Origin of the sequence: Streptococcus sp. HMSC064H09 (assembly GCF_001812625.1) — a bacterium.
Taxonomy (GTDB): Bacteria; Bacillota; Bacilli; order Lactobacillales; family Streptococcaceae; genus Streptococcus.
The window spans coordinates 17,646-28,936 of record NZ_KV809605.1 but is presented as its reverse complement, the minus strand read 5'-3'; the positions used below and the strand labels follow the sequence as shown (position 1 = coordinate 28,936).

Below are 11,291 nucleotides of genomic sequence, written 5' to 3'. Positions count from 1 at the left end.
AAAAACATTGGGTAACTATTGCAGTGACAGGACTGGCTTTGGGATTGAGTTTTGCTGGCCTTAACTATGCTTCAGCTGAAGAACAGTCTACCCCTGTTAATGAAGCGACTGTTGAAACCATCATCAAAGAAGGCGCTATTGACGTTGAGGCTCCAGCGACTAGTGAAGCCACAGCTAAACCTACAGAAAATACACCTGCTACCCCTTCTAGCGAGACTGCTACAGTATCAGAAGCACCAGTAGCTACCTTAGAAGTTCCTTCAACAGAAACAGTCTCTGAAAAACCAAGCTCTGAAGTGACAAGTACAGCTAGTTCGGAAGTAGCGCATTCTGAAACTGCACATTCTGAGGTAATTGCAACGACTAGTGAGAGTGTTACAGCTGAGAATGCGTCACCTGTCGGTGATATCCCAATCGAAAATACCACAAGAGGAACTGACCGTTCTGCCTTTACTGAAAAAAGGAATGGATTTGTTACCGAAAAAGAAGAACGCATTGAAACAGAAAACTATTTAGGTAGTCTTATTACCACAAGACATCCTTATTACGTAACTTATTACTACGATAACAACGGTAATAAGCTTATGGGATGGCAAGATATTAATGGAGAACGCTATTATTTCAAAAAAGAGCGAGAACATCCTGGTTTCGAAACCATTGATGGAAAACTCTATTACTTTACAGATAGTGCACGTATGCTCCATGATGAATTTGTTGAAGAAAATGGTCAAACTTACTATCTAGGTAGCGATGGCGTGCGAGTTTCTGGCTTACAAGATATCAAAGGACAAACCTATTACTTTAATCCTGATAGAAACGGCCAACTTAGCTACGGCTTGAACGTGGTTGGTGACAAGCTCTATCTGTTTGGAGATGCTGGCAAAGAAAATGCAGGACAATTAGTTAAAGACACACATCTCAACAACGGTGATTTCAAACTCAATATTGATCCTAATGGTATCGTTACAGTGGCAAATAACCATCCCGCTTTTCTACAAGATAATGGTGGTCACTGGTACTATATGGATAAAGATGGAAAACTTATGACTGGACCACAAACTATTGATGGTTTGACCTATTACTTTGATTCAAATGGTAGACAGGTCAAGGGGGAACGCCGTAAGGTCAATGGTAAATCCTATTTTTACGACCCAGATAACGGCGCCCTTGTGGCGAACCGCCTCGTCACCTTCAAAGCTGGACGATTCATTCCTGAAGAAAACTATGCTAAAGAAGTAAGATTTGACTTTGCTCCTTATGCAAATTATGATAACAATGAACATCCTGAACTCGAACGGTATTATCTTGGTGCCGATGGCCTACCAGTCACAGGATGGCAAACCATCAATGGTAATAAGTACTTTTTCCAAGATGATGGAAATATGGTCGTGCACAGATTTTTCAATAACTATTACTTCTACAATGATGGAACTATTGCTAGAAATAAACGATTGAATATTCCTACACACTATATTACGAGAGAATTTCCAAATATCTATGAATTTGATAATGATGGGGTTGGTAAATTCATTTCTAGTGATTTTAAGGACCTTCGACAAAAGACTGCTTATTTTGTCCAAGATAAAGATGGATACTGGCGTTACTATAATGAATATGGATTTCCTGTCGTTGGCCCTGCAACTATTGATGGCTACGACATGTATTTCCATTTAGGAACTCATAGACAAGCTAAGGGAGAGCTCGTTGATATCGATGGAAGGGTTTACTATTTTGATAAAGATAACGGTCGAAAAGTCAAAGATACAACTTTTGATTTCGATGGTAAGACCTATGTGGCAGACCAATCTGGTGTCCTCAGCATTAAAAGTCAATCAACTGAACGAAACCGCTATATCAGTGATTCCGAAGGTAACTGGTACTATGTCAATGACAAGGGTTACCTCCTCCTTGGTGCCCACACCATTGATAACGTCAACGTTTATTTCGGCACCAATGGTGTCCAATACAAAGGCCATTTTGCTCCTGATAATCACTATTACGATAAAGATAACGGTGCTTTAGTAACAGATAGATTGGTTGAGGATGGCGGCAAAGAGTTTTATGTTGATGAAAAAGGAAAGAAGTTTCACGGTACTAAATATTTGGACGGAATTCAGTACTACTTTAGATACGGCGAAAAAGTGAAAGGTGAGTTTAATTATCCATACCGTGGTGATCATTATTATGACAAAGAGACTGGTGCCCTTGTAACCGGAAAATACTTCGAACATAAGAATAACTGGTATTATGCAAATAGTAAGGGAAATATTCTGACTGGTAGAAGAGTCATCGATGGAAAGCATGTCTACTTCTACGATGATGATTACGGACAATATAAGGGTATACAAGCTAAAGATAAACTCATCATTTTAGGTGGTAAGACTTACTATTATCTTCCTGGCTCTGGTAATCGTGCTGATAATGTAACCTTGACAATCAATCACGTTACTTATTACTTCGATAATGACGGGGTTGGCCATATCCTTCGATAGTCATTTACAAGTGACTATGAACAATTACCCAACACAAAAGGAAGTCGACCAACTGTCAACTTCCTTTTTCATATCATCAATAAATGTCATACAAATAGAACCCAATTATGAACAATTCTAAAACAATTACGATTATCTTGTAAAAAAACTTGTTTGTCATAAAAAAAGTATTATAATAAAGATAGGTGAACATGTAAGCGTTTTACTAAAAACGTTGAAAGTGTACTACAGGGGATTAGGATTAGGAACTTGGCTTTAGACTTCTAACGTCAAAATAATTTTTTATGCATGAAAACTGGTCCTTAGGCACTTTGGCATGATAATCTAAGGCTCTTTTCATACACACATCAGTCTATAATATAAAACTAGAGCTTTAGAGAGAATGCTTCAAACTAAGAGCTCTAGTTTTTTGTATTTGAAGACACATGCCATAGGTTGGATTCAATAATTAAACGAAAAGAGAGAAATAAAAGTATTAGGATAAATAAGTAAAATCACTTGTTTCTAGATATAAATTACACAGCATAAGCATATTCTCCTTGCACACATTTGACGTGCTCGCCTATAAAATCGTCTTATGGCCATACCCTGAGAGATTTAGATATGGGGCTCAGTCGTTTTAACAGATCTTCTCACTTTTAACATTTTTCTGACGGCCTAGCTCCTTTATGTTACACACCTAAACATCGGTGTTCATTTTTGAAGGGAGTCTATTATGAATACTGAAATGAATTATCATTGGCAAATGTCAAAGAAACATGTCGTAGCACTTTCCTGTGCAACTGCTCTAGCTACTTTTACTTTAGTCGCACGCCCTACATTTGCGGATGAAGTAAAAATACCCGAAGCTACAGGTCAATCAACTGAAATTATTGCACCCGAACAAGAAACTGTAGTAACTAATGTTGAGATCAAAGCACCTACTACAAATCCTATCTCAACTAATACTGAGCTACCTACTAGTACAAGTACGGTTCTTAGTGAAGCTCCTAGCAGTGAAGTCGCATCATCTGAATTGGCAAGCGAATCACCAGTAGAAATCACTTCTGAACAAGAAATTAGCAATCAAGATAATGAGGCCAATAAAGCTATATCTATTAAAACGGCAACTTCAGAAGCCTCTACTACAAAAACTTCGGTAGAAAAAGTCAATGAACCTATTCCTGTCGAAGAAACAAAAACACCTACAAAAAACAGTGAACAACCTGCCCCAATCGATGAAAATGAAAAGCCAGTCACACCTTCTGTAACACTTGAAAATGCACCTCATATTTCTGGTGGACATTATTATAGTGATGATAATGGTAACTGGTATTACAAGGATGCAAATGGCAAAAATCTTGTCGGGCTGAACTATGTGGATAATGTTCCTGTTTACTTTAGCCAAGACGGTATTCAAATCAAAGGTGGTTTTGCAGAGGATGGCCGATACTATGACAAAGATTCTGGTGCTCTTGTAACCAAGGCCTTTAAAGAACTCTTAACTTATATTGGTCGTGATGATATCAACGGTCAAAACATTTATACTACTGATTGGTACTACCTTGATGCCGACGGACGGCCACTTAAAGGTCCTCAAAATCTTGGTGGTACAAACATGTACTTCTTCCCTAATGGGGCACAAGTTAAAGGACGTTTTGCACCTGACGGACACTACTATGATAAGGACTCTGGTGCGCTTGTAACTAACAGCTTTGTCCATGTCTACAACTGGAATTATCAAAATCAAGACGGAAATCATGTGAATCACTTTGTCATCACCATTCCTAATAATTCAGTCGTTGGACCTAACGGTGAAAACCAATTTTTGGATATGAGTCATTACCCACTTTCTAGCAATGATTTGAATCGCGAAGATTTCTACTATTACGTAGATGATAAGGGGGATAAACTGACAGGACCTCAAACCCTAAACGGCATCCATGTCTATTTCGACCAAAATGGTAGACAACTTAGAGGTGAGTTTGCATTTGACGAAGATGGTACTGTTCATTATTACGATGCGAAAAACGGTGCACGTGCTGAAAATACCATTGTTAGAACAAATACTGGTGCCTTCAAATTCGATGCAAATGGTAATGGACATTTGATGAAACCTGGCGAAGAAATAGATACCCCTGTCACTCCTACACCTACAATCTCCCTAGACAAGGCACCACGAGTTTTTGGTGGTCACTATTATAGTGATAACGAGGGCAACTGGTACTACAAGGATTCAAACGGTAAAAATCTCATCGGTCTCAACTTCGTTGACAACATTCCAGCCTACTTTGACAAGGATGGCAAACAAGTCAAAGGACGTTTTGCAGAGGATGGTCGCTATTTCGATAAAGATTCTGGTGCACTTGTAACAAAACGCTATCTTGAAACTGAAGATGGCAACTGGGTTTACGTCAATGATAAAGGTGATAAACTCAAGGGAGAACAAACTATCGATGGTGTTAAAGTCTACTTTGATGATTTCACTGGTGTACAAGTCAAGGGACATTTTGCACCAAATGGTAAATACTATGATAAAGATTCTGGCGCTCTCGTAACCAATGCTTTTAAGGAAATCTTAACTTATATTGGTCGTGATGACATCAACAATCAAAATATCTATACTACTGCCTGGTACTATCTCGATGCTGATGGGAAACCATTAACAGGACCTCAAACCTTTGGAAATAGTCACTTTTACTTCCTTCCTAACGGAGCACAAGTCAAGGGACGCTTCGCCCCGGATGGACACTATTATGATAAAGACTCTGGTGCTCTCGTCACTAATAGCTTTGTTCATGTCTACAACTGGAATTACCGAAATCTCGATGGTGATCGCATCTTCCACTTCACTATTACCATTCCTGGAAATGACATCGTAGATCAAGATGGACAGTACCCAAGAGAAAGTAAAGATTTAGACCGTGAAGATTTCTACTACTATGTTGATGCTAAAGGGGATAAACTGACAGGACCTCAAACCCTAAACGGCATCCATGTTTACTTCGACCAAAACGGTAAACAACTTAGAGGTGAATTCAAATTTGACGATGACGGAACTGTCCACTATTACGATGCTAAGAATGGGGCACGCGCTGAAAATACCATTGTTAGAACAAACACTGGTGCCTTCAAATTCGATGCTGACGGTAATGGACATTTGATGGGACCTGGTGAAGTATAAGAAAATAATTCAAATAACAACCATTGATATCGCATAATTACTTTGATTTAGTAATCGTTAAAAAGGAAGTCGACCAACTGTCAACTTCCTTTTTCATATCACATGTAAACTTTTTCTTCTACTTTAAGAAAACTTTAGGCTTTGATTTATATACTATAACTATCCTAAAACTTTTCTTTTTCATAATCTTCTAAATCCAGGGCCTAGGTCCTGGATTTTTTTGCGTGAACGAGAAGTAAATGAATTTATGAAATTTGAATCAAAGCTTTTCTTCTTTTGCCTGATTAATCATATCTAGGAAATAATCATGTACCCTTTTGTCACCCGTTAATTCTGGATGAAAAGAGGTCACTAACATCTGATTTTCTCTAGCTGCCACGAAAGCCCCATTGACTTGAGCTAAAATCTCCACTTCTGGTCCAACAGCTTCAATAATTGGCCCACGAATAAAGACCATGGGAATCTCACCAATTCCCTTAAAGTCAGCATCTGTGACAAAACTTCCCAGCTGACGACCATAGGCATTTCTGGCTACATTTATGTCCATGCTAGCTAAATGTTTTGTTTGGTCTCCCACTATAGTTTTAGCCAACAAGATTAGGCCTGCACAAGTTCCAAATACAGGTAGTCCTGCATTAATTTTCGTCTTAATTGGCTCAAACAAGTCTAAATCATGCAAAAGTTTCCCCATGACTGTCGACTCGCCACCCGGTAGAATGAGCCCGTCTAAATCAGTGTGAGCTTCCCAATCCTGTCGATTTCTGATTTGAACTGTTTCAACTCCAAGTTTTTTCAAGACCTGCTCATGTTCCGTAAAAGCACCTTGCAAAGCCAGTATTCCGATTTTTGTCATCTATTTTCCTCGCTCTGCCATTAAGATGTCAATTTCATCCTTATTGATACCAACCATGGCTTCACCCAAATCTTCTGACACTTGCGCCAAAATGTCCGGACGATTATAGTTAGTCACTGCCTTGACGATTGCCTCCGCACGTTTTTTGGGATCTCCTGACTTGAAAATCCCTGAACCAACAAAGACACCTTCAGCACCCAACTGCATCATAAGCGCAGCATCGGCAGGCGTCGCTACACCACCAGCCGCAAAATTGACAACTGGCAACTTGCCATGTTCGTGGACATAACGGACCAAATCAATTGGCACCTGTAAGTCTTTCGCAGTAATATAGAGTTCATCATCTCTGAGATTTTGAATACGGCGAATCTCTTGATTCATGAGTCGTAAGTGGTGAACAGCTTGGACAATATCACCAGTACCCGGTTCACCTTTGGTACGAATCATTGATGCCCCTTCAGAGATACGGCGAAGAGCCTCACCAAGGTCCTTGGCCCCACAAACGAAAGGCACATCAAACTTCGTTTTATCCACATGAATAAGGTCATCGGCTGGTGTCAATACCTCGCTCTCGTCGATATAATCAATCTCAATTGCCTGCAAAATCTGTGCTTCCACGAAATGACCGATACGCACCTTGGCCATAACTGGAATACTAACAGCGTCCTGAATTTCCTTGATCATCTTAGGATCACTCATACGTGACACACCACCCACCGCACGGATATCGGCCGGAATGCGTTCCAAGGCCATGACCGCTGCCGCTCCTGCCGCCTCAGCGATACGTGCCTGCTCAGGGTTTTGAACGTCCATGATGACGCCCCCCTTAAGCATCTGTGCCAAATTTTTGTTTAAGTCGTAACGATTTGTCATTGCAATCACCTCATATGTTTTTATGACCCTTATTTTACACAGGATGATTTTTGAAAAAAAGAGTCTATTTCTCGAACTGTATGGGGACAATTACTCTTTCAATCATATCTATAGACGAAAAAATAAATAAATTAGGAAAACTCTTTTATAGACTATAACTATCACAAATATGAGCATCTTTTTCTAAGAGTATGGCGTTTTTGTATCCGTTTTCTATTGAAGTCATTAGAAAATAAGATTAAAATATAATCGTAAATTAATTTTTGGTGTTCATGTTGTTTTAAATGTCACAACATGAATTTACCAAGTCACCATACAAGGGGGAAAATTATGGAAAACAAAGTTCGTTTCAAACTTCATAAAGTTAAGAAACATTGGATCACAATCGCTGCTTCAAGTTTGACTATCGGGGCTTCACTAATTGGACTAGGACAGGTCGGAGCTGATGAAGTCAAGCCTGAAACGACTGCCGTTAACAGTCCTGAAAATGTCGTCTCTGACAGCAATCTTGAGACAAGTGCTAGCCTCATTACAAGAACCGAAGTAGATCCGGCGAGCACAGCTGTTGAAAATACTTCTAGTGAGACAGTCTCAACTGATACTGCATCTACTAATGTCGCCAGTCAGCCTGCAGAAGCAACTTCTACACAGACTGCCAGTGAAACTGATAAGACGGTTGAACACGCTCAATCTGGTGAGACAGCTACAACTGATAGGGGTGCTCAACCTGCCACCGACAAGCAAAATATAAATGAAAATAAGCCAGAGGTTACTGAAGTCAGTGAGCATCCATTATCAGGACAAGAAATCTCTATCACCCAAGGAAAATTCACATCCGACGATCAGGGCAATTGGTACTACACCAAAGACGGAAAAAATCTCACTGGATGGAATAATGTAGAAGATCGCGAATACTATTTCCAAGAAGATGAAAAACAGGTTAAAGGCCAGTTTGTTGAGGTAAATGGAAAGAACTATTATTTAGACGACCATACTGGTATGCTCCTAGTCAATTGCTACCTCGATAAAGATGGAAAACATTATCAAATTGACGAGAATGGGGTTGTGACAGAGAGAACCAAACTGCCTACAAACATTACTGGTGGACATTTTGAAGCCAATGATAAGGGGGAATGGTCTTATATCACTTCACAAGGTGAAAAATTGACTGGCTTCCAATATGTGGACGGGGTTGAACTCTATTTTGACAAAGATGGCAAACAACTCAAAGGTCAAGAAATCACAGTTGATGGAAAAACATATTACTTAGATCAAAACACCGGTGCCCTTCTCAAAAATTCTTACCGCAATTGGTCTGAGAAACAGATTATCTCACGGTATAAAACAAACTACATTTACCATACTAGTTACTTCAACCGAGATGGCATACGTGCCACAGGTCTCGTTAAAACAGCAGCTGGTTTCATTCACTATTTTGATGAAAATGGAGAACTGCTTAAGAATGTAGCGGTTAATGTAGGAGACACAACCTATGTCTTTGGTGAGGGCGGACGGCTAGCTCGAAAATCCTTTATTTGGGATAAAGTAGATTTCATCTTCCCTGAAAATGTTAATTTTTATTATGGTGACGAAAAAGGGCACGCTGTTAAGGGACTTCAAACCATTGATGGTTACCAACTTTACTTTGATAAAAACGGACGTCAAGCTAAAGATGAAATCGTTCAAATTGATGGTAAAACCTATTACTTTGATAAAGACAATGGACGTATGGTTAAAAATCAATGGGCCACGGTCAATTTTGGTGAAATTAGACCTGCATCACATGATTACCGTTCTTATTATCTCGGAAATGATGGTGCTGCTGTGACTGGATGGCAAGATATTGATGGAAAACACTTGTACTTCACCGATACCGGTCTCTATGCTTCTAATGGCATCTATTCAATCAATGGTAAAAACTATCTATTTGAAAAAGGACAATTAGTCAAAGATGCTTACGGCGTTGTTGATAAGCCAGGGGCTAGAGTGAGATTAAAATATACCTACCGAACTAATGCAGATGGCGAAGTCCTAACAGGTAAACAAATCATCGATGGAACAGAGTATGTATTTGCTTCAGATGGTCGGGTTGTCGATGGTGTCATAGGTTATGACGACAAACTCTATCTAGTCAAAGATAGTAAAATAGAAAAGAACTATTTTGGAGCCTTCTTTTCTAAAGATCCAGTTTTGGGTGGAACTAGTTTCTCTGGAATCTACGGAACTGATGAAAACGGTGTCCTCCTCGAGGGCATCCAACGAGGCTTAGACGGTCAACTTCACTACTTCCAACCTGAGGTAAAAAGTGTTGATAAACCTACATGGAAAGAAATCGATGGCAAGCGCTATCGTCTAATAAAATCGTATCTAAAAGAAAGACATGCTGGTATGTATACCACTATTATCCTTACAGATACTACTTTGAAAGTTGATGACAAGACCTATACGATTGATAATGAGGGAGTTGCTACTGAGGTTACGGTAAAAAACCAATTTATTCGTGATGACAATTGGAACTGGTACTACTACGATGCAGATGGCAAGCTCCTAACAGGCCGTCAAACCATTGATGGTGTTCAGCTCTACTTTGATGCTAACGGTAAACAAGCTAAAGGGACTTTGATTGACATTGATGGTGACACTTACTACTTTGACAAGGATAGTGGGGCTATGTGGACCAATCGTAGTCTAACTCTCAATGGAATGACCTACGAAATTGATGACCAAGGCCGTGGGACATCGTCACTTCGAAATACCTTTGTTCAAGATAAAGATGGTGACTGGACCTACCTCAAAGATAAGGGGCAAGTAGCTACCGGATGGCAGACCATTGATGGTATCCAACTCTACTTTGATGGTAGTGGGAAACAAATCAAAGGTGAGCGTGTCCTTATAGATGGAAAATACTACTATTTCGATAAGAACAGTGGCGAACTCCTCCGTAATGCATTCCATTCCTTTAATTCATATATTCACTACTTTGGCAATGATGGAGCACAAGTTTTCGGCTGGTACACAATAAACGGTCACCGTGTTTACTTTAAAGAAGACGGTCTACAAGCTAAAGATAATGTCCTTTTAATTGACGGAAATTATTATTACTTCAATCAAGATGGCCAACTTCTTGTTAATGGTTCCGCTAAAACATATAATAGTTTATATCTTGCAGATTCAGAAGGAAAATTATTAACCGGTTGGAGAGAAATTGACGGTAAGACCTATTACCTAAATCCAAGCAAACAATATCGCTACTCTAACACAACAGAAACCATAGATGGCAAGACTTATCTTTTCGGTTCTTACGGAGAATTGTTACGAAATGACACTAACTACGGACACGCTTCGGATGAAAATGGAATCGTTCGAACAGGATTCTACCGTACTGATAAAGGATACCTCTGCTATCTTGAGCCAAGAGTAATCTCTTACTACCAACCAACTTGGAAGGAAATTGACGGTAAGCTCTATCACTTCGAAAAATCAACTTCAATAGGTAAAGACCTTAACGGTTCTCCAATAACAACCAATGCAACCCTTGAAAAAGATGGCAAAACTTATGTCATTGATGAAAATGGTGTGGCGACTGAGAAAGTGAATTAAAGTGGAAAACAAGATATTTCTTCCACTTTAAGAAAACTTTAGGCTTTGCTTTATATACTATAACCATCCTAAAACTTTTCTTTTTCATAATCTCCTAAATCCAGGGCTCAGGTCCTGGATTTTTTTGCGCAAACATCTACTTCTCTCAAACGTCTCTATTGCACTATTTATTGAAATTATAATTATGTATGCGTTTTCTATTGAAGTTATTAAAAAATAAGATTAAAATACAATTGTAAATTAATTTTTGGTATTCATGTTGTTTTTATTATCACGACATGAATTTACCAAGTCACCATACAAGGGGGAA

5 protein-coding genes are annotated in these 11,291 nt (G+C 39.2%); 3 read left to right on the top strand and 2 right to left on the bottom strand.

Going from position 1 to position 11,291, the window contains the following annotated elements; translation table 11 throughout:
- Together HMPREF2867_RS08075 and HMPREF2867_RS08070 are read left to right on the top strand one after the other, a co-directional pair.
- Nucleotides 1-2,492, top strand: a 2,492-nt coding sequence (locus HMPREF2867_RS08075) for a glucosyl transferase (RefSeq protein ID WP_070576984.1), incomplete at its 5' end; no start/stop codon positions are given.
- 715 nt (nt 2,493-3,207) lie between these two features.
- Nucleotides 3,208-5,655, top strand: a complete 2,448-nt coding sequence (locus tag HMPREF2867_RS08070) for a glucosyl transferase (protein ID WP_176744108.1) — start codon at nt 3,208-3,210, stop codon at nt 5,653-5,655.
- 259 nt (nt 5,656-5,914) lie between these two features.
- Here the strand turns inward: HMPREF2867_RS08070 and pdxT are convergent, their stop codons facing one another.
- Both pdxT and pdxS read right to left on the bottom strand, forming a co-directional pair.
- On the bottom strand, nt 5,915-6,508 hold the full coding sequence (gene pdxT / locus HMPREF2867_RS08065; RefSeq protein ID WP_070576982.1) for a pyridoxal 5'-phosphate synthase glutaminase subunit PdxT: 594 nt from the start codon (nt 6,506-6,508) through the stop codon (nt 5,915-5,917).
- Nucleotides 6,509-7,381, bottom strand: a complete 873-nt coding sequence (gene pdxS / locus HMPREF2867_RS08060; RefSeq protein ID WP_021151642.1) for a pyridoxal 5'-phosphate synthase lyase subunit PdxS — start codon at nt 7,379-7,381, stop codon at nt 6,509-6,511.
- Nucleotides 7,382-7,711: 330 nt separating this feature from the next.
- On the opposite strand from pdxS, the gene HMPREF2867_RS08055 reads away from it, so the two are divergent.
- The gene (locus HMPREF2867_RS08055; RefSeq protein ID WP_037597995.1) at nt 7,712-10,981 is read left to right on the top strand and encodes a KxYKxGKxW signal peptide domain-containing protein; all 3,270 of its coding nucleotides are present in this window, start codon (nt 7,712-7,714) and stop codon (nt 10,979-10,981) included.
- The last annotated feature ends 310 nt before the right edge of the window (nt 10,982-11,291 follow it).

Excerpts from the sequence above, each read along its gene's own strand:
- HMPREF2867_RS08070 (WP_176744108.1), top strand. The coding sequence starts at position 3,208 with ATGAATACTGAAATGAATTATCATTGGCAAATGTCAAAGAAACATGTC.
- pdxT (WP_070576982.1), bottom strand. The coding sequence starts at position 6,508 with ATGACAAAAATCGGAATACTGGCTTTGCAAGGTGCTTTTACGGAACAT.
- pdxS (WP_021151642.1), bottom strand. The coding sequence starts at position 7,381 with ATGACAAATCGTTACGACTTAAACAAAAATTTGGCACAGATGCTTAAG.
- HMPREF2867_RS08055 (WP_037597995.1), top strand. The coding sequence starts at position 7,712 with ATGGAAAACAAAGTTCGTTTCAAACTTCATAAAGTTAAGAAACATTGG.